General features: G+C 63.7%; 21 protein-coding genes and 1 tRNA gene. 10 read left to right on the top strand and 12 right to left on the bottom strand.

What is annotated here, in order from left to right:
* The 10 genes from AC1EJR_RS25720 to rpoC all read left to right on the top strand — a co-directional run.
* The coding region (locus AC1EJR_RS25720) for an EF-Tu C-terminal domain-related protein (RefSeq protein ID WP_477147776.1) at positions 1 to 154 on the top strand (154 nt) is incomplete at its 5' end.
* A gap of 86 nt (positions 155 to 240) precedes the next feature.
* Positions 241 to 316: transfer RNA gene (locus AC1EJR_RS25725), tRNA-Trp, on the top strand.
* A 59-nt stretch (positions 317 to 375) separates the two neighbouring features.
* Positions 376 to 756 carry a preprotein translocase subunit SecE gene (gene secE, locus AC1EJR_RS25730; protein ID WP_092301702.1) on the top strand — a complete coding sequence of 127 codons (381 nt, stop codon included), beginning with the start codon at positions 376 to 378 and terminating at the stop codon, positions 754 to 756.
* A gap of 10 nt (positions 757 to 766) precedes the next feature.
* A complete protein-coding gene (nusG, locus tag AC1EJR_RS25735) occupies positions 767 to 1,348 on the top strand; it encodes a transcription termination/antitermination protein NusG (protein WP_017511590.1) in 582 nt (193 codons plus the stop codon).
* Between the two features lie 165 nt (positions 1,349 to 1,513).
* On the top strand, positions 1,514 to 1,945 hold the full coding sequence (rplK, locus tag AC1EJR_RS25740; protein WP_092301705.1) for a 50S ribosomal protein L11: 432 nt from the start codon (positions 1,514 to 1,516) through the stop codon (positions 1,943 to 1,945).
* Entirely contained in the window at positions 1,946 to 2,641 is a 696-nt protein-coding gene (gene rplA, locus AC1EJR_RS25745; protein ID WP_092301708.1) for a 50S ribosomal protein L1, read from the top strand.
* 407 nt (positions 2,642 to 3,048) lie between these two features.
* Positions 3,049 to 3,573: a 50S ribosomal protein L10 gene (gene rplJ, locus AC1EJR_RS25750; RefSeq protein ID WP_477147767.1), complete on the top strand. Its 525-nt coding sequence runs from the start codon at positions 3,049 to 3,051 to the stop codon at positions 3,571 to 3,573.
* Positions 3,574 to 3,642: 69 nt separating this feature from the next.
* Positions 3,643 to 4,017 carry a 50S ribosomal protein L7/L12 gene (rplL, locus tag AC1EJR_RS25755; protein ID WP_092301713.1) on the top strand — a complete coding sequence of 125 codons (375 nt, stop codon included), beginning with the start codon at positions 3,643 to 3,645 and terminating at the stop codon, positions 4,015 to 4,017.
* Between the two features lie 434 nt (positions 4,018 to 4,451).
* Entirely contained in the window at positions 4,452 to 8,558 is a 4,107-nt protein-coding gene (gene rpoB, locus AC1EJR_RS25760) for a DNA-directed RNA polymerase subunit beta (RefSeq protein ID WP_477147768.1), read from the top strand.
* A gap of 127 nt (positions 8,559 to 8,685) precedes the next feature.
* Positions 8,686 to 12,927 carry a DNA-directed RNA polymerase subunit beta' gene (gene rpoC / locus AC1EJR_RS25765; RefSeq protein ID WP_477147769.1) on the top strand — a complete coding sequence of 1,414 codons (4,242 nt, stop codon included), beginning with the start codon at positions 8,686 to 8,688 and terminating at the stop codon, positions 12,925 to 12,927.
* Between the two features lie 86 nt (positions 12,928 to 13,013).
* Here the strand turns inward: rpoC and fabD are convergent, their stop codons facing one another.
* From fabD to AC1EJR_RS25825, 12 genes are all read right to left on the bottom strand, one after another.
* Positions 13,014 to 13,952 (bottom strand): ACP S-malonyltransferase, encoded by a 939-nt coding sequence (fabD, locus tag AC1EJR_RS25770; RefSeq protein ID WP_477147770.1) that lies wholly within the window; start codon positions 13,950 to 13,952, stop codon positions 13,014 to 13,016.
* Between the two features lie 13 nt (positions 13,953 to 13,965).
* Positions 13,966 to 14,412 (bottom strand): hypothetical protein, encoded by a 447-nt coding sequence (locus AC1EJR_RS25775; protein ID WP_092301721.1) that lies wholly within the window; start codon positions 14,410 to 14,412, stop codon positions 13,966 to 13,968.
* A 34-nt stretch (positions 14,413 to 14,446) separates the two neighbouring features.
* Positions 14,447 to 15,553 carry a hypothetical protein gene (locus tag AC1EJR_RS25780; protein ID WP_477147771.1) on the bottom strand — a complete coding sequence of 369 codons (1,107 nt, stop codon included), beginning with the start codon at positions 15,551 to 15,553 and terminating at the stop codon, positions 14,447 to 14,449.
* Positions 15,554 to 15,617: 64 nt separating this feature from the next.
* Positions 15,618 to 16,415 carry an outer membrane lipoprotein-sorting protein gene (locus tag AC1EJR_RS25785; RefSeq protein ID WP_092301725.1) on the bottom strand — a complete coding sequence of 266 codons (798 nt, stop codon included), beginning with the start codon at positions 16,413 to 16,415 and terminating at the stop codon, positions 15,618 to 15,620.
* A 1-nt stretch (position 16,416) separates the two neighbouring features.
* Positions 16,417 to 18,702 (bottom strand): efflux RND transporter permease subunit, encoded by a 2,286-nt coding sequence (locus AC1EJR_RS25790; protein WP_477147772.1) that lies wholly within the window; start codon positions 18,700 to 18,702, stop codon positions 16,417 to 16,419.
* 79 nt (positions 18,703 to 18,781) lie between these two features.
* Positions 18,782 to 21,394, bottom strand: coding sequence for an aminotransferase class III-fold pyridoxal phosphate-dependent enzyme (locus AC1EJR_RS25795; protein ID WP_477113863.1), 2,613 nt, complete (start codon positions 21,392 to 21,394; stop codon positions 18,782 to 18,784).
* Between the two features lie 14 nt (positions 21,395 to 21,408).
* On the bottom strand, positions 21,409 to 22,452 hold the full coding sequence (locus tag AC1EJR_RS25800) for a beta-ketoacyl-[acyl-carrier-protein] synthase family protein (protein WP_441593722.1): 1,044 nt from the start codon (positions 22,450 to 22,452) through the stop codon (positions 21,409 to 21,411).
* A gap of 39 nt (positions 22,453 to 22,491) precedes the next feature.
* Positions 22,492 to 23,325, bottom strand: coding sequence for an ApeI family dehydratase (locus AC1EJR_RS25805; protein ID WP_441593723.1), 834 nt, complete (start codon positions 23,323 to 23,325; stop codon positions 22,492 to 22,494).
* 2 nt (positions 23,326 to 23,327) lie between these two features.
* Entirely contained in the window at positions 23,328 to 23,744 is a 417-nt protein-coding gene (locus tag AC1EJR_RS25810; protein ID WP_477113864.1) for a hypothetical protein, read from the bottom strand.
* The gene (locus tag AC1EJR_RS25815) at positions 23,741 to 24,160 is read right to left on the bottom strand and encodes a hypothetical protein (RefSeq protein ID WP_477113865.1); all 420 of its coding nucleotides are present in this window, start codon (positions 24,158 to 24,160) and stop codon (positions 23,741 to 23,743) included. Before AC1EJR_RS25815 ends, AC1EJR_RS25810 begins: the two co-directional genes overlap by 4 nt.
* Position 24,161: 1 nt before the next feature.
* Complete coding sequence (locus tag AC1EJR_RS25820; protein ID WP_092301746.1) at positions 24,162 to 24,509, bottom strand: DsrE family protein; 348 nt, start codon at positions 24,507 to 24,509, stop codon at positions 24,162 to 24,164.
* A gap of 11 nt (positions 24,510 to 24,520) precedes the next feature.
* A complete protein-coding gene (locus AC1EJR_RS25825) occupies positions 24,521 to 25,216 on the bottom strand; it encodes a DsbA family protein (RefSeq protein ID WP_092301749.1) in 696 nt (231 codons plus the stop codon).
* Positions 25,217 to 25,222 lie beyond the last annotated feature (6 nt).

The following is a 25,222-nucleotide window of genomic DNA, read 5'->3' on the forward strand; positions in this document are numbered from 1 at the left end:
ACAAGGAAACAAGGAAATGGTCATGCCGGGCGACAACGTGTCGATCACGGTCAAGCTGATCGCCCCGATCGCCATGGAAGAAGGTCTGCGCTTCGCTATCCGTGAAGGCGGCCGTACCGTCGGCGCCGGCGTCGTGGCAAAGATCCTCGACTAAGCAGTAATACTGGCGAACACGGCACCAACCGGCCGTGGTCGTCTGCCAGAGGGGTTGGCGGAATCGTCGACCCCGAAGTTGTTTTTAGGGGTATAGCTCAACTGGCAGAGCGTCGGTCTCCAAAACCGAAGGTTGGGGGTTCGATTCCCTCTGCCCCTGCCAAATCAATCAGCCGCGTCGCGAGAATGAATCGTGACGCGGCTTAGTCTCGTTTGCGAAACATGGCCAATCCCAATGTCGAAACCGTAGGCGCCTCGAGCGGCAAATGGCTGCTCGTCGTCGCGGGGCTCCTGGTGGTTGCGGGAGTGATCGGCTTCTACGTACTCGCGCAGCAGCCGTCGTACGTGCGTGGCGCGGCGCTGTTCGCCGGTCTCGCACTGGGCGTCGTCGTGGCGCTCGTGTCCGCCCCCGGCAAGGATTTCGTGGGGTTCGCCAAGGAATCGTATCGGGAAGTCAAAAAGGTCGTCTGGCCGACGCGCAAGGAAGCCGGTCAGATGACCGGGCTCGTGTTTGCCTTTGTAGTGATCATGGCGTTGTTCCTGTGGTCGGCCGACAAGCTCATCGAGTGGGTGATTTTCTCCCTCGTGCTGGGCTGGAAATAAGAGGTAACACATGACGGATAACGCTCAGCAGGAAACCACGGCAGCCGAATCGCCTTCGTCGAAGAAGCGCTGGTATGTGGTGCACGCCTACTCCGGCATGGAAAAGAGCGTGCAGCGCGCGCTGCAGGAGCGCATCGAGCGCGCCGAGATGCAGGACAAGTTCGGCCGCATTCTGGTGCCCTCCGAAGAAGTCGTGGAAATCAAGGGTGGTCACAAGTCCGTGACCGAACGCCGTTTCTTCCCGGGCTACGTGCTCGTGGAAATGGAAATGACCGACGAGACGTGGCATCTGGTGAAGAACACCAGCAAGGTCACCGGCTTCGTCGGGGGCGCGCGTAACCGCCCGAGCCCGATTTCGCAGCGCGAAGTCGACAAGATCATGACCCAGATGCAGGAAGGGGTCGAGAAGCCGCGTCCCAAGACGCTGTTCGAAGTGGGCGAAATGGTGCGCGTCAAGGACGGCCCGTTCACCGACTTCAACGGCAACGTCGAGGAAGTGAACTACGAGAAGTCGCGCCTGCGCGTCTCGGTCACGATCTTCGGTCGCGCAACGCCGGTCGAGCTCGAGTTCGGTCAGGTCGAGAAGGTTTAAGGATTTGACCGCCGCGGCGCGCGAGTGCCGGGGCGGACAGAGAGGGCAGGCTGAGAGGTCCGCCCAAAGAGGAGCGTGAGGCTGTGCCGACAGGCATGGCGATAGCGCGTTACGACTCAACAGGATCCGTTTTCCCGAGGAATCCGGATCTGGATTGGAGTAGAAATGGCCAAGAAGATCATTGGCTTTATCAAGCTGCAAATTCCGGCTGGTAAGGCAAATCCCTCCCCGCCCGTTGGTCCCGCACTGGGTCAGCGTGGTCTGAACATCATGGAGTTCTGCAAGGCGTTCAACGCCCAGACCCAGGGCATGGAACCTGGTCTGCCGGTGCCGGTGGTGATTACCGCCTTCGCCGACAAGAGCTTCACCTTCGTGATGAAGTCGCCGCCCGCGACCGTGCTGATCAAGAAGGCAGCAGGCATCGCCAAGGGTTCGCCGAAGCCCCATACCGACAAGGTTGGCAAGATCACCCGCGCCCAGGCTGAAGACATCGCCAAGGCCAAGAACGCTGACCTGACCGCCGCCGATCTGGACGCCGCCGTGCGTACCATCGCCGGTTCGGCTCGCTCGATGGGCATCACCGTGGAGGGTCTGTAAATGGCTAAGGTTTCCAAGCGCGTCGCCGCCAACAAGGCGAAGATCGAGCGTACCAAGTTCTACCCGATCGACGAGGCCCTGGGCCTGGTGAAGAGCTGCGCTTCGGCGAAGTTCGACGAGTCGATCGACGTGGCCGTGCAACTGGGCATCGACGCCAAGAAGTCGGACCAAGTGGTGCGTGGTTCCGTGGTGCTGCCCGCCGGTACCGGCAAGTCGGTGCGCGTGGCCGTGTTCGCCCAGGGCGAAAAGGCCGAGGCCGCCAAGGCTGCTGGCGCTGACATCGTCGGCATGGAAGACCTGGCCGAGCAAGTGAAGGCCGGTAACCTGAATTTCGACGTCGTGATCGCTTCGCCGGACACGATGCGTATCGTCGGTACGCTGGGCCAGATCCTCGGCCCGCGTGGCCTGATGCCGAACCCGAAGGTTGGCACCGTGACGCCGGACGTGGCCCAGGCTGTGAAGAACGCCAAGGCTGGTCAGGTGCAATTCCGTGTCGACAAGGCCGGTATCATCCACGCCACCATCGGTCGCCGTTCGTTCGAAGACACCGCGCTGAAGAGCAACCTGTCCGCACTGCTGGACGCGCTGGTCAAGGCCAAGCCGGCCACCAGCAAGGGTGTGTACCTGCGCAAGATCGCCGTGTCGTCCACGATGGGCGTTGGCGTTCGCGTCGAACAGACTTCGCTGTCGGCCTAAGCCCGACGGCACTCACCTGACCGGTTCCCGATAACGCCGGCCAGGGCAGGAATGAAGGATCCCGGCATCGCCGGGGTCGGTTTCGGCGCCGAAGGGCGACGAAGCAAGGCTTTGGGCAGTGGTGCCCGCCAACCGCGCAGCGGCAACGCAGCGCGACGGCAGGTACCGCTGGTTATCAAAGACCGCTGGTGTTCATGCCGCAGCAATCAGGCAGCGTGGACTTAATCGGTCGGCACATGGGGGCATCGCCCGATGGCAGCCGTCCCGCCAGCGCAGATGGCGCACCCGAAGGGATTGATGAATCCGGGCATGTCCCGGGTGATTCGGGCCAATCGGACGCCGTTCGTTTGGACTGATGCGATTGCAGAGGAGATTTCCCGAGCACCGCATCGTTTTGGAGCTTAACCGTGCCACTCAATATTGAAGATAAGAAGGCCGTCGTTGCTGAGGTTTCGGCGCAAGTCGCCAAGGCCCAGACCATCGTCGTGGCCGAATATCGCGGCATTGCGGTTGGCGATCTGACCAAGCTGCGTGCCAACGCTCGTCAGCAAGGCGTGTACCTGCGCGTTCTGAAGAACACGCTGGCTCGCCGCGCCGTCGAAGGTACGCCGTTTGCAGGCCTCGCAGAGCAAATGACCGGTCCGCTGATCTACGGGATTTCCGAAGATGCAGTGGCCTCGGCCAAGGTTCTGAACGACTTTGCCAAGACCAACGACAAGCTGGTCCTGCGCGCTGGGTCGTATGACGGCAAGGTGCTCGATGCTGTGGCCGTCAAGGCACTGGCTTCGATCCCGGGCCGCGAAGAACTGATTGCTCAGCTGCTTGGCGTCATGCAGGCACCGGTGTCGGGCTTCGCCCGTCTGCTGGCCGCCCTGGCTGCCAAGAAGAGCGAAKGCGCTCCCGCGGAAGAAGCGGAAGCCCCTGCTGCTTAAGCTGTCGCAGGCCTCGCAAAGACAGATCGCATTACCGATACCGAATCACATCTAGTAGGAGTATTCCAAATGGCAATCACTAAAGACGACATCCTCGAAGCCGTAGGCTCGATGTCCGTGATGGAACTGAACGACCTGGTCAAGGCGTTCGAAGAGAAGTTCGGCGTGTCCGCCGCTGCTATGGCCGTGGCTGCTGCCCCGGGCGCTGGCGGTGCTGCTGCTGCTGAAGAGCAGACCGAATTCAACGTGATCCTGGCCGAAGTTGGCGCCAACAAGGTCGGCGTGATTAAGGCTGTTCGCGAAATCACCGGCCTGGGCCTGAAGGAAGCCAAGGATCTGGTTGACGGCGCTCCGAAGGCTGTCAAGGAAGGCGTGGACAAGGCTGCTGCTGCCGACGCCAAGAAGAAGCTGGAAGACGCAGGCGCAAAGGTCGACGTCAAGTAAGTGGTACCGCGCGTGCCCTCGTGGCACGCGGATGGGGCTGGCAAAGGGAAATCCCGGCGCCAGCCTTTTTGCGCTTCTGTGGGTGTGTTTGATTGGGCACCCGGCGGATCGAAGTACCGGCCAGGGCGCAAATAAAGTGATGGATAGACTGCTTGGCGAGCGAAATCATTCGCTGCCTTAGCAGAAGCCAAACATCAGTGGCACACTAAGTGGTTGCTGATGTTTGTCTTCTGAACCGACTGCAGAAGACAAGTTTGGTCGGGTGTCCCCCGGGCGAGTACAGGCATTGCGCCGTGCAATGACCACACCGCCCGCAGCGTGCGGACACCGTCAGCCAGAGGTTGGTAGCGGCCAACCGCCAAATCCCCTCCCAGTCGCTGAACACCTCAGGTGCCGGCCAGGTCCAGCCTGCCCTGCGATGATTMGGAGATCCCATGGCGTACAGCTTCACCGAAAAGAAGCGCATTCGCAAATCCTTTGCGAAGCGCGCGACGGTTCATCAGGTTCCATTCCTGCTTGCCACCCAGATTGAATCCTACACCCAGTTCTTGCAAGCGGAAACGCCGACCGCGCGTCGCAAAACAGAGGGTCTGCAGGCCGCTTTCAGCGCGATTTTCCCAATCTCCTCCCATAACGGGCTTGCCCGTATGGAGTTTGTCTCGTATCACCTGTCCAACCCGCCGTTCGACGTCAAGGAGTGCCAGCAGCGTGGCCTGACGTTCCACTCGGCGCTGCGTGCCAAGGTTCGCCTGATCATCAACGATCGCGAGAACCCGGGCAAGGTCAAGGAAGTGAAGGAGCAGGAAGTCTACATGGGCGAAATTCCGCTCATGACGTCGACCGGTTCTTTCGTGATTAACGGCACCGAGCGTGTCATCGTTAGCCAGCTGCACCGTTCGCCGGGCGTGTTCTTCGAGCACKACAAGGGCAAGACGCACAGCTCGGGCAAGCTGCTGTTCTCGGCACGGATTATTCCGTACCGTGGCTCGTGGCTGGACTTCGAATTCGATCCGAAGGACATCCTGTACTTCCGTGTGGACCGCCGCCGCAAGATGCCGGTGACGATCCTGCTGAAGTCGATCGGCCTGACGCCGGAGCAAATCCTGGCGCACTTCTTCGTGTTCGACAACTTCACGCTGCAGTCGGAAGGCGCGCAGCTGGAATTCGTGCCCGAGCGCCTGCGTGGCGAAGTGGCGCGTTTCGACATCGCGGACAAGAACGGTCGCGTGGTCGTGGAGAAGGACAAGCGGATCAACGCCAAGCACATCCGTGACCTGGACTCCGCCGGTACCAAGCTGATCAGCGTGCCGGAAGACTATCTGCTCGGCCGCGTGCTTGCCAAGAACATCATCGACCCGGACACGGGCGAGGTGATCGCCAACGCCAACGACGAGCTGACCGAGACGCTGCTGGAAAACCTGCGCGAAGCCGGTGTCAAGCAGATCCAGACGCTGTACACGAACGACCTGGACCAGGGCCCGTACATGTCGCAGACGCTGCGCGTGGACGAGACCGCCGACCAGACCGCCGCGCGTATCGCGATCTACCGCATGATGCGCCCGGGCGAGCCGCCCACCGAGGAAGCCGTGGAAGCGCTGTTCCAGCGCCTGTTCTACAGCGAAGAGTCGTACGATCTGTCGCGCGTTGGCCGCATGAAGGTCAACAGCCGTCTGTCGCGCCCGAGCGGCGAGGGCAGCATGGTGCTGCAGGACGAAGACATCCTCGAGACGATCAAGATCCTGGTGAACCTGCGTAACGGCAAGGGCGAGGTCGATGACATCGATCACCTGGGTAATCGTCGCGTGCGTTGCGTGGGCGAACTGGCGGAAAACCAATTCCGCGCCGGTCTGTCGCGCGTGGAGCGTGCCGTCAAGGAACGTCTGGGCCAGGCCGAGACCGAGAACCTGATGCCGCACGACCTGATCAACTCGAAGCCGATTTCGTCGGCGATTCGCGAGTTCTTCGGTTCGTCGCAGCTGTCGCAGTTCATGGACCAGACCAACCCGCTCTCGGAAATCACCCACAAGCGCCGTGTTTCCGCACTGGGCCCGGGTGGTCTGACGCGCGAGCGCGCCGGCTTTGAAGTCCGTGACGTGCACCCGACCCACTATGGCCGCGTGTGCCCGATCGAAACGCCGGAAGGCCCGAACATCGGCCTGATCAACTCGCTGGCACTGTACGCCCGCCTGAACGAATACGGCTTCCTGGAAACGCCGTACCGCAAGGTGGTGGACAGCAAGCTGACCGACCAGGTGGACTACCTGTCGGCCATCGAGGAAGGCAAGTACGTGGTGGCCCAGGCCAACGCGACCGTGGATGCCGATGGCACCCTGATCGATGAACTGGTCTCGTCCCGCGAAGGCTCCGAGCGCGAAACGCGCATGGTGACTCCGGACCGCGTGCAGTACATCGACGTGGCGCCGTCGCAGATCGTGTCGGCCGCTGCCTCGCTGGTGCCGTTCCTGGAACACGATGACGCGAACCGTGCACTGATGGGCGCGAACATGCAGCGTCAGGCCGTGCCTTGCCTGCGTCCGGACAAGCCGCTCGTGGGTACCGGCATCGAACGTACCGTGGCCGTTGACTCGGGTACCGCCGTGCAGGCCATGCGTGGCGGCGTGGTGGACTACGTCGATGCCATGCGTATCGTGATCCGTGTGAACGACGACGAAGCCGTTGCTGGCGAAGTCGGCGTGGACATCTACAACCTGATCAAGTACACGCGTTCCAACCAGAACACCAACATCAACCAGCGTCCGATGGTGAAGGTTGGCGATATCGTCGCGCGTAACGACGTGATCGCCGACGGCGCCTCGACCGACCTGGGCGAGCTGGCACTGGGCCAGAACATGCTGGTGGCGTTCATGCCGTGGAACGGCTACAACTTCGAAGATTCGATCCTGATCTCCGAACGCGTGGTGGCCGAAGACCGCTACACCTCGATCCACATCGAGGAACTGTCGGTCGTCGCCCGTGACACGAAGCTGGGACCGGAAGAAATCACGCGCGACATCTCGAACCTCGCCGAAGCGCAACTCGCGCGTCTGGACGAGTCCGGCATCACCTACATCGGTGCCGAAGTCGAGGCTGGCGACGTGCTGGTGGGCAAGGTCACGCCGAAGGGCGAGACCCAGCTGACCCCGGAAGAGAAGCTGCTGCGCGCCATCTTCGGCGAGAAGGCATCGGACGTGAAGGACACCTCGCTGCGCGTGCCGTCGGGCATGAGCGGCATCGTGATCGACGTCCAGGTCTTCACCCGCGAAGGCGTGACGCGCGACAAGCGTGCCCAGTCGATCATCGACGACGAACTGAAGCGCTACCGCCTGGACCTGAACGACCAGCTGCGTATCGTGGAAGGCGATGCATTCCAGCGTCTGGAACGCCTGCTGCTCGACAAGCCCGTCAACGGCGGTCCGAAGAAGCTGGCGAAGGGTGCCAAGCTGACCCGCGAGTACCTGGCCGATCTGGACAAGTACMACTGGTTCGACATCCGTCCGGCCGACGAAGAAGTGGCGGCCCAGCTCGAGGCAGTGAAGGAAGCCATCGAGCAGAAGCGTCACGAATTCGACCTGGCCTTCGAAGAGAAGCGCAAGAAGCTCACGCAGGGCGACGAACTGCCGCCGGGCGTGATCAAGATGGTCAAGGTGTACCTGGCCGTGAAGCGTCGCCTGCAGCCTGGCGACAAGATGGCAGGTCGTCACGGTAACAAGGGTGTGGTGTCGAAGATCGTGCCGATCGAAGACATGCCGTACATGGCGGACGGTACCCCGGCCGACATCGTGCTGAACCCGCTGGGCGTGCCGTCGCGGATGAACGTGGGCCAGATTCTGGAAACCCACCTGGGCTGGGCCGCGCGCGGTCTGGGCCAGCGCATCGGTGACATGCTCAAGGCGCAGACCAAGGCACAGGAGCTGCGCAAGCTGCTGGCCCAGGTCTACAACGAGAGCGGCAAGCCGGAAGACCTGGACAGCCTGACCGACGCCGAAGTGCTGGAACTGGCTTCGAACCTGAAGAAGGGCGTGCCGTTCGCAACGCCGGTGTTTGACGGTGCGCATGAGGATGAAATCCGCCGCATGCTGGACCTGGCCTACCCGGACGAGATCGCCAAGGAGAAGGGCCTGACCCCGTCGAAGCAGCAGGTCACGCTGTACGACGGCCGCACCGGCGAAGCGTTCGAGCGTCCGGTCACGCTGGGTGTGATGCACATGCTGAAGCTGCACCACTTGGTCGATGACAAGATGCACGCGCGCTCGACGGGTCCGTACTCGCTCGTGACGCAGCAGCCGCTGGGCGGTAAGGCCCAGTTCGGTGGCCAGCGTTTCGGTGAGATGGAAGTGTGGGCACTGGAAGCCTACGGCGCGTCGTACGTGCTGCAGGAAATGCTGACGGTCAAGTCCGATGACGTGAACGGCCGTACCAAGGTGTACGAAAACATCGTCAAGGGCGAGCACTCGATCGACGCCGGCATGCCGGAATCGTTCAACGTGCTGGTGAAGGAAATCCGCTCGTTGGGTATCGACATCGATCTCGATCGTTACTGATCGGCGCGATGACGGCGTCCCGCTGCGGCGGGCGCCGGCCCGGTAGACCCGGCAGAGAAGATTTCCCACAGGATGAATGCCGTGGCCCCGAACAGACTTCGGTGCCGCGGCGAAACAAGGAGTTGCAATGAAAGCATTGCTCGATCTCTTTAAGCAGGTTCAGCAGGAAGAGCAGTTCGACGCGATCAAGATCGGCCTCGCCTCGCCCGAGAAGATCCGTTCGTGGTCGTACGGTGAAGTGAAGAAGCCGGAAACGATCAACTACCGGACGTTCAAGCCGGAACGCGATGGCCTGTTCTGCGCCAAGATCTTTGGCCCGATCAAGGACTACGAGTGCCTGTGCGGCAAGTACAAGCGCCTGAAGCACCGTGGCGTGATCTGCGAGAAGTGCGGCGTCGAAGTCACGCTGGCCAAGGTGCGTCGCGAGCGCATGGGCCACATCGAACTGGCTGCGCCGACTGCGCACATCTGGTTCCTGAAGTCGCTGCCGTCGCGTCTGGGCATGGTCCTGGACATGACGCTGCGCGACATCGAACGCGTGCTGTATTTCGAGGCATTCGTGGTGCTGGAACCGGGCATGACCCCGCTCAAGAAGAGCCAGATCATGTCCKAGGACGACTACATCGCGAAGTGCGATGAGTACGGCGAGGGCGAGTTCGTCGCCATGATGGGCGCCGAAGGCATCCGTGAACTGCTGCGCGGCATCGACATCGAGAAGCAGATCGAACAGATCCGCGCCGAGCTGCAGGCCACCGGTTCCGAAGCCAAGATCAAGAAGTTCGCCAAGCGCCTGAAGGTGCTCGAGGCGTTCCAGCGTTCGGGCATCAAGCCCGAGTGGATGATCCTGGAAGTGCTGCCGGTGCTGCCGCCGGAACTGCGTCCGCTGGTACCGCTGGATGGCGGCCGTTTCGCCACCTCGGACCTGAACGACCTGTATCGTMGCGTCATCAACCGTAACAACCGCCTGAAGCGCCTGCTGGAACTGAAGGCGCCCGAGATCATCGTGCGCAACGAAAAGCGCATGCTGCAGGAAGCGGTGGATTCGCTGCTGGACAACGGCCGTCGCGGCAAGGCGATGACCGGCGCCAACAAGCGTCCGCTGAAGTCCCTGGCCGAGATGATCAAGGGTAAGGGCGGTCGTTTCCGTCAGAACCTGCTGGGCAAGCGCGTCGACTACTCGGGCCGTTCGGTCATCGTGGTGGGCCCGACGCTGAAGCTGCACCAGTGCGGCCTGCCCAAGCTGATGGCGCTCGAGCTGTTCAAGCCGTTCATCTTCCACAAGCTGGAAACGATGGGCATCGCCACCACGATCAAGGCGGCGAAGAAGGAAGTGGAAAGCCAGACGCCGGTGGTGTGGGACATCCTCGAAGAGGTGATCCGCGAGCACCCGGTGATGCTGAACCGTGCGCCGACGCTGCACCGCCTGGGGATCCAGGCGTTCGAGCCGGTGCTGATCGAAGGCAAGGCCATCCAGCTGCACCCGCTGGTCTGCGCGGCATTCAACGCCGACTTCGACGGTGACCAGATGGCTGTTCACGTGCCGCTGTCGCTGGAAGCACAGATGGAAGCCCGCACGCTGATGCTGGCCTCCAACAACGTGCTGTTCCCGGCCAACGGCGATCCGTCGATCGTCCCGTCGCAAGACGTGGTGCTGGGTCTGTACTACACGACCCGCGACAAGATCAACGGCAAGGGTGAAGGCATGACGTTCGCTGACATCAGCGAAGTCATCCGCGCCTACGAGAACAAGGAAGTCGAACTCGCTTCGCGCGTGAACGTGCGGATCACCGAGTACGTGCTCGTCGACAAGGACGCCGTGGGCGATGCCCGCTTCGCGCCCAAGATCACGCTGCAGGCCACCACGGTCGGCCGCGCGATCCTGTCCGAGATCCTGCCGAAGGGCCTGCCGTTCTCGGTGCTGAACAAGCCGCTGAAGAAGAAGGAAATCTCGCGCCTGATCAACACCGCATTCCGCAAGTGCGGTCTGCGCGAGACCGTGATCTTCGCCGACAAGCTGCTGCAGTCGGGCTTCCGCCTGGCGACGCGCGCCGGTATCTCGATTGCCATCGACGACATGCTGGTGCCGCCGCAGAAGGAGAAGATCATCTCCGACGCCGCTGCCAAGGTGAAGGAATACGACAAGCAGTACATGTCGGGTCTGGTGACGGACCAGGAGCGTTACAACAACGTCGTGGACATCTGGGGCGCCGCCGGCGACCAGGTGGGCAAGGCGATGATGGAGCAGCTCCAGCACGAAGACGTGGTCGACCGCGAAGGCAATACGGTCAAGCAGGAATCGTTCAACTCCATCTACATGATGGCCGACTCGGGCGCGCGGGGTTCCGCAGCGCAGATCCGCCAGCTGGCCGGTATGCGTGGCCTGATGGCCAAGCCGGATGGCTCGATCATTGAAACGCCGATTACGGCGAACTTCCGTGAAGGCCTGAACGTTCTGCAGTACTTCATCTCGACCCACGGCGCGCGTAAGGGCCTAGCCGATACGGCACTGAAGACCGCGAACTCGGGTTACCTGACCCGTCGTCTGGTCGACGTGACGCAGGATCTGGTCGTGGTCGAAGACGATTGCGGCACCACCAACGGCGTGGCCATGAAGGCCCTGGTCGAAGGCGGTGAAGTGATCGAAGCGCTGCGCGACCGTATCCTCGGCCGTGTGACCGTGTCTGACGTGGTGAACCCGGAAACGCAGGAAACGGCGATCGAGACCGGCACGCTGCTGGACGAAGACCTCGTCGACCTGATCGACAACCTCGGCGTGGACGAAGTCAAGGTCCGCACCCCGCTGGCGTGCGACACGCGTTACGGCCTGTGCGGCAAGTGCTACGGCCGCGACCTGGGCCGCGGCGTGCTGGTGAACTCCGGCGAAGCGGTGGGCGTGATTGCCGCGCAGTCGATCGGTGAGCCGGGTACGCAGCTGACCATGCGGACGTTCCACATCGGTGGTGCGGCATCGCGTGCGGCAGTGGCCTCGAGCGTGGAAGCCAAGGCGACCGGTACGGTCCGCTTCACGGCGACCATGCGCTACGTGACGAACGCCAAGGGCGAACTGATCGTGATCTCGCGTTCGGGCGAGACGCTGATCACGGACGACCACGGCCGCGAGCGCGAGCGCCACAAGATCCCGTACGGCGCCACGCTGCTGGTGCAGGACGGCCAGGCCATCAAGGCTGGTACGCAGCTGGCCACGTGGGATGCGCTGACGCGCCCGATCGTGTCGGAATACACCGGCATGACGAAGTTCGAGAACGTCGAAGAGGGCGTGACCGTCGCCAAGCAGATGGACGAAGTCACCGGCCTGTCGACCCTCGTGGTGATCGATGCCAAGCGCCGTACGGCTGCCACCAAGGGCCTGCGCCCGCAGGTGAAGCTGCTCGACGCGAACGGCCAGGAAGTCAAGATTCCGGGCACGGACCACTCCGTGACCATCGGCTTCCAGGTTGGCGCGCTGATTACCGTGAAGGACGGCCAGCAGGTGCATGTGGGTGAAGTGCTCGCACGTATCCCGACCGAATCGCAGAAGACTCGCGACATTACCGGTGGTCTGCCGCGTGTGGCTGAACTGTTCGAAGCGCGTTCGCCGAAGGACGCCGCCGTGCTGGCGGAAGTCACCGGTACGACATCGTTCGGTAAGGACACCAAGGGCAAGCAGCGCCTGGTTATCACGGACCTGGACGGCAACGCCCATGAGTTCCTGATCGCCAAGGAAAAGCAGGTGCTGGTGCACGATGGCCAGGTGGTGAACAAGGGCGAAATGATCGTGGAAGGTCCGGCGGACCCGCACGACATCCTGCGCCTGAAGGGCATCGAGGAACTGGCGCACTACATCGTGGACGAAGTGCAGGACGTGTACCGTCTGCAGGGCGTGAAGATCAACGACAAGCACATCGAAGTGATTGTTCGTCAGATGCTGCGCCGCGTGCAGATCCAGGACGTGGGCGACACCCGGTTCATCCCGGGCGAGCAGGTGGAGCGTTCGGAACTGCTGGACGAAAACGACCGCATGATTGCGGACGGCAAGCGTCCGGCCACGCACGAGAACCTGCTGCTGGGTATCACGAAGGCGTCGCTGTCCACGGACAGCTTCATCTCGGCGGCATCGTTCCAGGAAACGACGCGCGTGCTGACCGAGGCCGCGATCATGGGCAAGACCGACGACCTGCGTGGTCTGAAGGAAAACGTGATCGTGGGTCGTCTGATCCCCGCCGGTACCGGCCTGGCCTACCACCGTGCCCGCAAGGCACGCGAGGCGGCCGAGCGCGAACGCGCCCAGGCGATCTCGGACGAAGAGCAATCGCTCTTCATCGAGCCGCCCGTGGTGCAGGCCACCGAGGGCGACGGCGACGCGGTCTGATCGCGATCGTTGCTGCACTGGAAGTGAAAAACCCGGCTTTCGAGCCGGGTTTTTTTTCGTCTGCGCGATCCGCAGCCATTGACTGCTCACGACAGGGCCAGCACGGCGGCCTCCATGCCTTGGGGCAGATGCAGGGTTAGTACGGACAACGCGGGAGCGACGCGCCGGCACAGATTCGTCAATACCTCCCCGGGTCCTGATTCCACGATGTGCGTGACGCCGTCGGCCTCGAGGTGCCGAACCATTGCCGTCCAGCGCACCGGGGCAGTCAGTTGCGCCACCAGCGCCGGCTTGATCGACGCCTCCGTGGCGACTTCAAGGCTATTGCCGTGCAGCACGCGCAACGAAGGGGCCGTGACGCGGATGTCGTCGAGGCACCGGGCGAGCGCCTCCGCCGCTGGCTGCATCAGCGAGCTATGGAACGGGCCACTGACTGGCAGCACGAACACCATCTTTGCGCCGGCCTCCCGGGCGGCCATCTTGAGACGCTCGATGGCCGGCATATGGCCGGCCACCACCACTTGCCCGGGCGCATTGAAATTCACCGGCTCAAGTACGCCGCCACCTCCGGCGCAGGCGGAACAGAGTCGTTCCACTGTCAGGTCATCGAGACCGATGACCGCTGCCATGCCCCCAACGCCGGGCGCCACCGCCGCCATCATCGCCAGCGMCCGTTGGCGCGCGATGTGCAGGGCATCCGGCAGCGCCAGGGCACCGGCGGCAACCAGCGCTGAAATTTCCCCAACACTGTGTCCGATCGCCCATGGCACGGCTACTGGAGACTGGGCCTGCCAGGTGCGATAGATCGCGATCGACGCCGCCACCACCAATGGCTGCGTGTTGACCGTGCGGGCGAGTTCCGCTGGATCGGCATGCTGGCTAAGGTGCCAGAGGTCCAGATCAAGCACATCCGAGGCTTCGTCGATCGTCTCGACGAACACACGCTCACCCCGCCACGCGGAAAGCATGCCGACGGATTGCGACCCCTGACCAGGAAACACGCAGGCGGGAACGATGCGAATCATTGCCGACGCCCCTTTAGCGCGCCGTCTCGACAGCATCGGTCGCTGCGAGCCAGCACCAGGCGGCCGCGCAGTGAAGGAGCCCGATAGCCAGAGATGCGAACGAGGATTGGATGTCGAACGTGGACAGGGGTTGCCGGAGCACCCATCCCACTACGATGAGGCCGCCCCGCAGCGTATAGATTGCTGCAATGCCGATCACCGCAATGCGCATCTGGGGGAGCGTCGGCAGCAACCCGGCCGCCGCCGCATAGTAGGCAGCAAAGACGAAGAACACCCCCGTGATGCCCGCTGTCAGCAATCCCGGCACCCAGGAGCCGCGCTCCGCCATGCCTGCGAGGGCCTCGCCGGCGCCGAAGGCACGGTACGCCTGCGGCCCTTTGGCGATGATGTAGATATGCAGGAAGGCGACAAGCGCGCTGCAAGCTGCGGCGGAAGTGGCGAGAATTGGCGTGATCATCATGACCTCGGATAGGGTTGGGATCAAAAGCGTAGGGCTAAAAGTTGTGGGTCAGATTGACCTGCAACATGCTGTCGCGACACAGCGCCTCAAAAACGCTGTCGCCGTTGCAACTCGCCTTACGGGCTACCAGACGCAGCCGCGCGGATTTGCCGAACCGACGGCTGACCTCGAGTTTGTGCATCAGGATGCGGGTCGCACGGTCGTGCAGCACGCCGTATTGCAGTTCCGCATCACCGGACTCGTTGAGGCGAATACGCACGCCGGCGAAGGGGCCGTGTGTGAACGGCGTGAACGGCGCGCTGGCGTCGCGGTGGTCGCGCAGGTATTCGAACAGCAGTGAAAGGTCGCCGTCGGGCCTGGCGAATGTGTATTCCGCACCGACGATGTAGGCACCGAAAGGCGCACCCTGCCCCCAACGAAAGATCGCCTCGCCCTTCCACAGCATGCTGCCAGCGGGCAATACACCGGTCACCCCCAACTGTCGGATGCGCTGGTAAGCCGTCGTCAAGTCGGGGGCGATGGTGGGCTCGCGTGACAAGCCATCGAAGTAGTAGGCACCGACGTCGGCATCCGCGATGGTCCCCGACCAGCGTACGGCGATATCGTTGGTCCGCTGCCAGGGCGCCAGGCCGTGGGAGGGGGCCTCCGGTGCCAGCGGCCCCATGCGTTGCCGGCTTCGAAGGCCCAGTTGGGGGCGGGGCCGGAACCACGGCATCCAGTACACGGCGAGACGTCCGTACGCCTCGCTGAAGCGGGTGTAAGACAGCATCGGCTGGCCGAGCTTGGCCTCCAGATCGATGTCCGCGCGGGTATCGATCTGGTTGATGATGTTGACCGGATGGCGTGACTCCATCACGCTCCAGTCCAATGTCTCCATCCCGGMTTGCCAGAGGTTGTCGCCGCGCTCGGCACGGACGGTGGCTTCGCGAAAATCGAAGTAACGCATGTCCGGATCGGAAACGTCCAGGCGGACGTAAGGGGTCAGCCGGCCGGTGACGCCCGGGTACATGGGGTGTGTGACAATCCAGCCGAGATTGAGGACCAAGGCCGCGGCATGTTGGTGCTGTGCCTGAAATGCGGGGGGGCGATTGAACAGCCAGACTTCCGGACCGATACTCCCGCTTGTCTCGACGACTGGCATCGCGTGGCCAGTGCCCGCATGCCAGACGAGACACCGGGTGGCGAGCCAACGGACGCATCCCCGTTTAGCGAACATACTCCAGCCGCTGCGGCTCGAAATCCCGCTTGTCGACGCCGCCATCCCGGAACTTGTAGCCGGACATACTGATGCGGGTCGACTTGCCGGTCTGATGGTTCACCATGTTCATCCACCCTGGCTTTAGCAACTGCTGTCCGTAGGCGGCAAAGTCGCCGCTCTCCAGCGTCTTCTGCAAGGCCCCGCGACGGTCGTACAGTTCCGCTTTCAATGTCACGTACCGCTCGCGGTCGATCCACAGCACCTGCTTCGTATAGCCGGAGCCCTCGTAGCGGGGCGTGCGCTCGACCTTGAAGCACGGTGTCCCGCCGGTGTCTTCGTCGCCCAGATAGCGGTGGCTGAACTTGCGCGGCAACTGCGAGGTCAGGTCTTCGAACGAGAACTCGCTGCCCATGAACGAGCCCGACTTGCTGTCCGAGGCGATGCGCCGCGTGCGCTTCAGGGCCGGCAGGTATAGCCACTGATCGTCGGGCTTATCGGCATGCGCAAAACTCAGGAAAGCCGTGTGCCGGATGTCGGCCGGAGACTCGAACAGCATCAGGTGCTTGTCACCGTCGCCGTCCGTCTCGAGCACGGCGCCACGCATCTTGCGCACGCTTTGCTGGCCATGCCGGTCACGCAGGATCATTTCCATATCCATGCGATAGCTGCTGAACCCGCGTTCGCGCGCGTACATCTCCGCGACGATGGCTTCGCCGCGGGTGGCGTCTTCCGCCGCCGCAGCCACGGGCGATACCGCGATCAGACAGAACACAAGCGCCACAAGGCGCATCCGGAGCTTCATCATGTCAAATGCCTTTCAACGGTTGGGAGTGGGGGGCGGAAGCCGGCTTCGGGGTGTCCCGGTCGATGGCAAATAGCAATGGCGGCAGCAGCACAAGGTCCACGATGGCGGCAATCGCGATCGTCAGCACGGACATGATTCCCATGTCGGCGTTCAGGTCGAAGTGCGAGAAGATCAGTACGCCGAAGCCGGCCACCAGGACCGAAGTGGTGAACAGCACCGCCATGCCGGAAATGCTGTACGCGTTCTCCACCGCCGCCCGGGGTGACAGACCCAGCACCGTGCGGGCGCGGTGGTACTTGAAGACGCTGTGAATCGTGTCGTCGACGATGATCCCGTAGGTCAGCACCCCCACCACCGCCACCGACAGGCCGACTTGCCCGACAAACGCTCCCCAAAGCCCGAAAGCCATCAAGGACGGCAGGACGTTCGGAAGCAGGCTGGCGAAGCCCAGTCGGACACTGCGCAACACCAGCCCGATGACGACGGAAACGAGCAGGATCTGCAGCACATACCCCTGCAGCGTACCGGCGACATTCATCTCGCCGATATGCGAGAACATGATGGACGGCCCAGCGCCAGACGCCTGCATGCCGGCCGGCAGGTTTGCGCGCATCCACGCCTGCACGCGCTGGTCGAAGGCCACCAATGCCGTGGACGTGATGTCGCGCAGGACCACGGTCAGCTTGCTGGCCGAGCGGTCGATCCGAATCTGATCGTTCAGATCCAGCCCGGGTGGCAGGGACAGCTCGTACACGAGTAATACCTGGGCCGCCGCCATGTCATCATCAGGCACGCGATATGCGGTCGACGCATCGCCATGCAGCGTGCGGTGAACGCGCTTGACCACGTCGGCGAGCGAGCTGACCTGGAAGACTTCGGGCTGCGCGCGTAGCCAGTCGGCAAGCCTGTCCAGATCCCGCAGGTACGCGGCCGAACCCACCGTACCCCCGACACCTGACGGCACCGCGTAGTACACGGTATGKACGCCGGATAGATGCGACTGGATGAAGTCCGTATCGCGGCGGAACTCGACGGCCGGACTGAAATAGTCGACGAAATTGTCCTCGAGTTGATTGCGCGTGACGAACCAGGCGGCAGCGAGGTTGAGCAGCGCCACCCCGATGAACACCGGCTTTCGCCACGCCACCACGGCGCCCGCCATGCGGCCGATGGCATGCCCCTGCCGCAGCATCCGCTGCTGCCCGGAGATCGGCAGCACGGCCAGGCACGCCGGGAGGAACGACGCTGACAACAGCAGCACCACGATGGCACCAATGCCCAGCATCACGCCGAAGTTGGCGACCGGTGGAACGTCCGACAGGCACATGCTGAAGAAGCCGAGCGCGTCCGTGCCACAGGCCACCAGCATGATGGGGGCGTTTGCTGCCACGGCATCCCGTACGGCCTCATGCCGTGACGCGCCGGCCCCCATCCGCCGGATCGTGTAGACAATTACGTGCAAGCAATTCGCGACGGCGATGGTGGTGAGGATGGTCGGCGTGGAGACGGAGATGGCCGTGAGCTTGACGCCAAGCCAGCCGACCATGCCGAGCGCGGCGAAGATCGCCAACGTCATCGTCAGCAACGCAGCCGCCACGCCGCACGCACTGCGCAACGCCACGAACATGACGACGAGAATCAGCGCGTACATCAGTGGCGTCAGCGTGGCCAGGTCGGCCTTCGCTTCCTCGTCGAAGGCGTTGTCGAGCAATATGCCGCCCGTGGCCATAACGCGGATATCGGGGTCCAGCGCGCGCGCCTGATCCATCAGGGCGCGCAGTGCATGCACGGCCTCCGGCAAGGTTGTCTCCGTTGGCGCGGGGAGTGTAAAGCTGATACTGATTCCCGCCACAGACCCATCGGGCGAGACCAACCGCTTTACCAATAGCGGCTCGCTGAGTGCGATGGCGCGGATGGCCGCGATCGCTTCGGGTGTCTGGCCCGTCCCCGGCTGGTATAGGGGGCGCACCCGGAGGTCATCGTCGTGGGCTTCGGCATGCTGATGGTTCGTGAGACTGTCCACGCGTCGCACATGGGGCAGCTGCCATGCCAGTTCGGTGAAGCGCGCCATTGCGTCCAGCGCGCGAGGCGTAAACACCGTCCCGTCTCGGGGGACAAAGGCCACCAGCGCCTGGTTGTCGTCTGCATAGGCGTCTTGGAGTGCCTGATTGGCGAGCAGTTGCGGATCGTCCGAACGGAAGAAATCGCGATAGTCACTGCTGAAGGCGATGCGCTCGAGTCCCGCACTGGCCGCCACGCAAAGTAGCACCGTCGCGACGATCACCATCCATCGCCGCCTGACCAGCCATGCTGCATAGCGTATGGCCAAGGCGTGATGGGACGCGTCCGGGTCGCGCAGGCGGGGTTCAGTCGACGAAGAAGCCATCGCGTTTCATCTCGGTGAGTGATTGGCGGAACGCCTCGCAGACCTGTTCCAGATCGGCGGGCATGTGGGCGTCGCTCAGGGCGAGAAAGTGCAGCTCCGGCATATAGACGCCATGCGTGCGCATGTAATAGGCCAGTGCGATGCTGGCCTTGTAGTCGCTGCCGCCCTGGATCTCGCGATAGAAGCGCGTTTCCCGATGCGAAAAGCTCACCGTGAAGATCGAGCGCATGGATTTGATGCGGGCCGGCACTTGCAGCGCGCGGGCGATGCTTGTCAGCTGCTCGAGCAGCCATTCACTCTTCGCATGCAGCGTCTGATAGACCTCGGGATGGTCGCGGAGATATGTCAGCATCGCGGCGCCAGACGCGGCGCTCAATGAGTTGCCGCTCATCGTGCCGCCCAGGAAGACCCGCGTCTCGTAGTCGCGGAAGGGGTCGGCAGTACTGCGGGCGATCTCCATCAGCTTCCGGCTCCCCACCACGGCGCCGCACGGCATGCCGCCGCCAATGATCTTGCCCAGTACCGTCAGGTCCGGCGTGACGTTCGCCAGGGTTTGGGCGCCGCCGTAGCAGACGCGGAAGCCGCTCACGACCTCATCGAACACCAGCGGGATGTCGAGCTCGGAGCAGGCCGCACGCAATTGCTGGAGGAATTCGGTGTCGAGCCTCCCCACGGAAAACGGCAGGGGTTCGAGAATGACGCAGTCGATTTCCTCGGCACGCTCGCGCAGCACGCGCAGAATTTCTGGATGGCCGTACTGGAGGACAACGGTGTTGTTCACCGTTTCGTCCGGGGTGCCGGGACAGCCTGCCACCGGCTCGGGCCGCTCTACCGGCCCGCGTTGCTGAAACCACGAGCTGACCATGGCCTGGTCGGAGAAGCCGTGGTACTGGCCCTCGCATTTCGCCACCTTTCCGCGTTGCCGGTAGGCGCGGCAAATGCGCAGCGCCTGGATGACGGCCTCCGTTCCCGAATTCGAGAGGCAGGCGTAACCGCTACCCGGGAACGCATCCACCAGTAGCCGGGTAAGTTCAACCTCCGACGGGTTGCCGACAGCGTTCAGGCAACCGTCCGCCATGGCCGCCTGCTGTGCGGCGACAATTGCCGGATGCGCGTAGCCGAGGATGTGTGGCCCGTAGCCACCGGTGAGATCGATATAGCGATTGCCGTCGACGTCTTCGATCTGGCATCCCTGGGCCCGGCGCGCGAACATCGGATAGGTGCAGGGGAAGAAGTAACGGTTCATGTGGATGGACGCGATCATGAACCGCTGCGCGTCGTCACGCATCGCCAGTGTCTTTGGCGTTGCCCGGTGGAAATGGCCGTCGAAGCGCTGGCGCACATCGTCATTCATGTAGGGCGAGTATTTGTCCGAGAACCGTCGGGAATTGGCCCAGACGTCGATGTCCGGATCGATCTGCTTGCCGAAGCCCTCGCAGGTGGTTAACGTCAATTCGACCTTGGTGAAGTTCGGGGTGTAGTTGGCACCGTGGCGGCGCAGTGCCTGGCTGATGTCCCAGAAGAACTCGTCGGTCTTCCACTGATCCGCGATCTCGTAGAAGTGCCGCAGGATCACCGCCTTGACGTCCTCGAAGAACTGGCGATGGTCACGCACAGCCTCCTTGTCTACGACGAAGTGACTCAGGAAGCGGGTGGTGGCGAGGTCCCATTCATGCCGGATCGACGCGAAGAAGAACGACGCCAATCCCCATTTCTCTGCCTCCGTCACGTAGACCGTGATGCCGAAGTCGAGAAAGATGATCTTGCCGTCCGCCGTGAAACGCACGTTGCCGGGATGGGGGTCGCCATGGGCGACGCCATGCATGTAGAGCATGGTGTAGATGGCATCCTGGAAGCGGCGCGCCAGTTGCGCCCGGGGGATGCCCACTCGTTCGAAGTCCCGGCCCGGAATGCCCTCCATATATTCCATGGTCAGCACGCTCCGGCGGGTCAGTGCGGTGTGCACCCGTGGGATGATGACAAAGGGGTGATTGGCGAAATTCCGCGCGAGCGCCGTCATGTTGCGCGCCTCCACCTCCATGTCGACCTGTGGCAGCAGTAACTCGCGCAACTCGGCCACGCGTACCGGCATGTTGAAATGGCGCAACGAGGGCACCATGGCATGTGCCAGTGCCGCGAGCCGGGCAATCGATCGCAGGCTCTTGCGCAGGCGGCGCGAGACGCCAGGCTTGACCAGCTTCACCGCCGCGCGCTCGCCACCCTCGAGCCGCACTTCATGGACTTGCGCAATGGACGCGCTGGCAAGCGGAACATAGTTGAAGGATTCGAAGACGGATTCATACCCGCTGCCGAACGCCTCGGCGAGGAGCTTTCGCACGGCCGGCTCGTCAGCTGCCGGGACATCGTCCTGCAGCCGTTGCAGCGCGGCGATGGTGTCAGGCCCGAACAGGTCGGAGCGGGTCGAGAGGATCTGCCCGATCTTGATGTACAGCGGGCCCGAGGCGATGCAGAAGCGGGCGATGCATTCGCCAAGCAGGCTGGCCCGGTCGGCGGGAGGGCGGCGTGCGGCGCGAAGCCGGTACGAGGCGGCGAACCAGGCCATCGAAGGCAGCAGGGTCATGGCGTAGAGCATGGTCGGGCTCCGATCTAGTAGATGAACGTCGAGGATGCGAATGACATGCCGGCGCTGCCGATCCAGAATCCGATCCGGTCGCCGCGTGCCAGCGACCCATCGCCCGCGTGCAGGGCAATGGCGGCGGGAATGGAGCACGCGCCCACGTTGCCGTAGTCCGGAAAGATGTGGCGGATGCAGTGCCCGAACCCGGCCTCGTCCGCCCAGCCCTGGAATGCGGGGACAGAGCCGCCGGTATGCGGAAAAAGCAGGCGGATGCTGTCGCGATAGGGCGCAAGCAGTTTCAGCGAGTCCGTCATGTGCTGGCTATAGCCGAAGACCAGCGAGCTGAAGGATGTGAAGGCGCCAAGGCCATTGAGGCCGATGCGCTCGCTGGGCCGGGCGCGCCCGAGGTGGCCCGGCAGCGGAATGGTGCAGAGATCGACGCCCCGCTTCGTCGACAGGTAGTGAAAGACCCAGGGTTGTTCTGTATCGGCGCGCAGCAGCGTGGCGGTTGCCCCGTCCCCCCCGCAGTAAGCGGAGAAACAGTGCGCGATGTCGCGCAGGGAACCCAGCGTGAAGTTGCTCGGATACGAGACGCCGCCCGGTACGTAGTACGACTCGGCATTGACKATTAGTGCGGTGCGGTAACGGCCGGACAGGAAATGGCTCTGCGCCACGTCGCACGCGCGCGTCCAAGCCATGCAGGCGTCGACGATGTCGAAGCAGTCCACGCTGTCCATGCCCAGCGCGTCCGCAACGAAGTACGCATCGCCGGGCTCGATGAAGCCCCGGGTGTTGCCCGCGTAGATCAGCAGATCCACGTCATCCGGGCCGCAGCCGGCCTGCGCCATCGCCTGTTCGGCGGCACGGACCATGTGGTCCAGCGGCCGCTCGCCCTCGTCGAACCAGTAGCGCGTCTTCGCCTGCGTTTCATTGAGCTTCCAGCGGATGTAGGTAAGCGCGTGCTCGACGTTGCCGTCGAATCCGGGTGTGCTGTGACGGCGGATCTCATCCAGCACGGCCTCGTTGTCCATCCTGCGGGATGCCGGAAGAAAGGAAATGCCATCGATGCGCATGGTTGGGGCCTCCTGGTGAGCGCGGTCGGGAAAAGGGGGTCATGTCGGCGCGTGACGCGGGTCGATCATCGCKACCAGGCTGCCGACGCGAATCACCGGCGTKGGGCCAATACGGACTTCACCACCGAACACCACCGCATTKGGCAGTAGCCGGTCTATCCGGGCGTCCAGCGTCAGCACGGAGTCGAAGGGCACGTCGTGGATCAGTTCGATGCCGGTCATGGCGCCGAGTACCACCTCCCTCGGTGCCCCGCCGGCCTGGCCAAGGAAGAAGAGCGCGATGCCGGCTTGCCCGAGGGATTCGATAGCCAACCCCGCCGGGTACACGGCCGGTGCCTGTGCGGCGAACAGCGGTGATTGGCGGGTAGCGAGTTTGCACGCGCAGATCTGGGCGCCGGCGGTGTAGCTCTGGACCGCATCGACCAACAGGAAGGGGTAGCGATGCGGCAGCAGTGCCGCGACCTGGCGGTGTGTCAGGACCGGTGGCGCCTGAGACGGCGCCACGGCAGGATGTTCGATGGCGGCACACGGCGCGCCACAGGCGAAGCTGGCCCGCGCACAAGGCTTGCCGCGAACACTCGCGGTGGCTGCCAGGGAGAGTCCGTCCGGCCCGGACGTCCGGACAGTTGCCTCGAGGTTGACGACGTCACCGGGCAGGATCGCGTCGAGGTACTGCACCCGCGCCATCGTCCGGACGCGCATGGGATGCCCCGCCGTGCGCGTGGCGAGGCGTTCCGCCAGGACGAGCAACTGGTCCAGCAGCAGGACGCCGGGATAGATCGGGGCACCGGGATAGTGCCCCAGCGCGAAAAGGTCCGTGCCGCTGACCAGCAGCGCTTCGCCCAGTGTGGCGGAAGGGGAGGAGGGTGGCATCGTCACCAGTACCAGACGTTGTTGAAGTGATGAATGAGGGTCGGCATGTCCGCCTCGTCGACGGACTCGACGCCGTCGATGAGGTCCGCAGGAGAAAGTCGCAGGCGGTGCAGGTCGGGTCGCCATGCGTACACCGGGACGTTGGCGGCGACCAACGCGGCGACGCCGGACTCGTGGTGGGAAAGTCCGTCTATCGTCAGGCCGCCCAACGTCAGCAACGGCGCCGGCTGGTCGCGTCGCGCGAACAACACGGTATCGGCCTTGAGCAGGAGGGCATGGTGGGCCCCCATCTGCCGCATGACCCGGCTCAGCCATACGATGTGCCCGTACCGCTCCTCCAGACTGCCGCGATAGGCTTGCTCGACAATGGCGAGTGAACTGCGGGAGCGGCGCCTGCCCCGGCCGGCGGTGGCCGTCATGACTTGACTCCGAGGACCATCGCGCTGTCTGCAGCGCTGAGGTAGTGCTGGAAGCTGAAGGGAATCTTCACCATCGCCTCGGGGATCTGCTGGGTGTTGCCGCGCTCTTCCATGCAATAGCGGCATACCAGCCACTCAAGCTGGTCGCTGTAGCGACGCTTCAGCGTCTGGACCAATGTGGCGGTTGTCGTGCCCGCCGGTGCGTCCGGCGCGAAGAGGTCTGGTGGGCGGCACAGCGAGATCTGCGACAGCCCGGTTGCGTGGCCGCAGTTCCACACAGTGACGTGACGGCCCTGCCGCAAGGCCGCATCCACCATCCGGAACAGGGAGGTCACGGTCTCGGACCGGAACGGTGTGCCCATCATGCCGAAGAAGACGGAGCCCGGCGCGGCGTCCGGGGGGAGAGATGCGGTCATGTCAGGAGTGCCAGATGGTCTTGGTCGACGGCTCGCAGATAGCGCGCACGAGGGTGTCTGCATCGATGACGGTGGCAACGCCACGGCTGACCGTCGCCGCCACGCCGCGCAGGGCCAGCGAGACATCGTCCACCGTGATGCGCAATTGCCCGCCATGCCGGCGGCTGAGTGTGCGGATCGTGTCCGGGTCCTGCTGCAGCCAGGTCGCGCCGTCCTGCATCAGGTGCAACTGCACCGAATCGCCGGCTTTCAGCAGCGCCTCGGCCAGGCGGATGCACTCCGTGCCGCCGGGGTTTGCGGGGGAGTGCGTCTCGATGAGCAGGACGGTAACGGTAGGGGTTGCTTCCATGACGAATGCTCCTAGCCGCAGCCGCCGGCATGGTCGAGGATTGCCGCCGGCGGGCTGTCCTCGCTGCACAACGGGTCGGACAGATCGATGGCAGGCATGCCCGTGGCGGCGGCCATGAAGTCCCGGAGGCGATCGACGCCCCAGAACTTCTCCCTGCCGACAGTGAAGAACGGCACGCCGAACACGCCCGTGTGGATGCAGTCCTGCAGCCGGGTCAGTCCGACCTCCCGGACGGCTGCATCCGTGTGGGCCGACGAGAGCGCGTTGGGGTCCATCCCCAGCGCACTGCCCAGCCGTGCGATGACGTCGGGATCGCAGATGTCCGCGCCTTCCTGCCAGCGCGCCAGCGTGACCCGCTCGAGGAAGGCCAGCCCCTGCCCGTGCATGTCGGCGACGATCCATGCGAGGTGCGGCACCTCCCAGCGCGGCGCGCGATCCAGTGGCCACATCGGGCGGAGCCCGCGCCGCGCCGCAAGGCGCCGCACATCGGCGAGGATGTAGAGATGCTTCTCGCGCGACATCGGGTGATACAGGAACGTGCTGCCGACCATGCTCAGTTGCGCCTGGTAGTCCGCGTCCGGCTCCCAGAAAGGCACCAGTTGGACGGCGGCGAGAAGATCGGGCCGTGTCTGCCTGAGATCGTGCAAGGCCAGCCACGAGTAGGGGCTGCGCAGCGAGAAATAGAAGACGGGATGTGCTGCCTGCATGCCGCC

The organism is Cupriavidus sp. 05T42 (assembly GCF_056396345.1).

What these genes read in the sequence shown, in the direction of transcription:
- nusG (WP_017511590.1), top strand. Translation starts at nt 767, where the DNA reads ATGACGGATAACGCTCAGCAGGAAACCACGGCAGCCGAATCGCCTTCG.
- rplL (WP_092301713.1), top strand. Translation starts at nt 3,643, where the DNA reads ATGGCAATCACTAAAGACGACATCCTCGAAGCCGTAGGCTCGATGTCC.
- AC1EJR_RS25825 (WP_092301749.1), bottom strand. Translation starts at nt 25,216, where the DNA reads ATGCAGGCAGCACATCCCGTCTTCTATTTCTCGCTGCGCAGCCCCTAC.
- AC1EJR_RS25795 (WP_477113863.1), bottom strand. Translation starts at nt 21,394, where the DNA reads ATGCTCTACGCCATGACCCTGCTGCCTTCGATGGCCTGGTTCGCCGCC.
- rplK (WP_092301705.1), top strand. Translation starts at nt 1,514, where the DNA reads ATGGCCAAGAAGATCATTGGCTTTATCAAGCTGCAAATTCCGGCTGGT.
- AC1EJR_RS25785 (WP_092301725.1), bottom strand. Translation starts at nt 16,415, where the DNA reads ATGATGAAGCTCCGGATGCGCCTTGTGGCGCTTGTGTTCTGTCTGATC.
- AC1EJR_RS25810 (WP_477113864.1), bottom strand. Translation starts at nt 23,744, where the DNA reads ATGACGGCCACCGCCGGCCGGGGCAGGCGCCGCTCCCGCAGTTCACTC.
- AC1EJR_RS25820 (WP_092301746.1), bottom strand. Translation starts at nt 24,509, where the DNA reads ATGGAAGCAACCCCTACCGTTACCGTCCTGCTCATCGAGACGCACTCC.
- AC1EJR_RS25815 (WP_477113865.1), bottom strand. Translation starts at nt 24,160, where the DNA reads ATGACCGCATCTCTCCCCCCGGACGCCGCGCCGGGCTCCGTCTTCTTC.
- secE (WP_092301702.1), top strand. Translation starts at nt 376, where the DNA reads ATGGCCAATCCCAATGTCGAAACCGTAGGCGCCTCGAGCGGCAAATGG.
- rplA (WP_092301708.1), top strand. Translation starts at nt 1,946, where the DNA reads ATGGCTAAGGTTTCCAAGCGCGTCGCCGCCAACAAGGCGAAGATCGAG.
- AC1EJR_RS25775 (WP_092301721.1), bottom strand. Translation starts at nt 14,412, where the DNA reads ATGATGATCACGCCAATTCTCGCCACTTCCGCCGCAGCTTGCAGCGCG.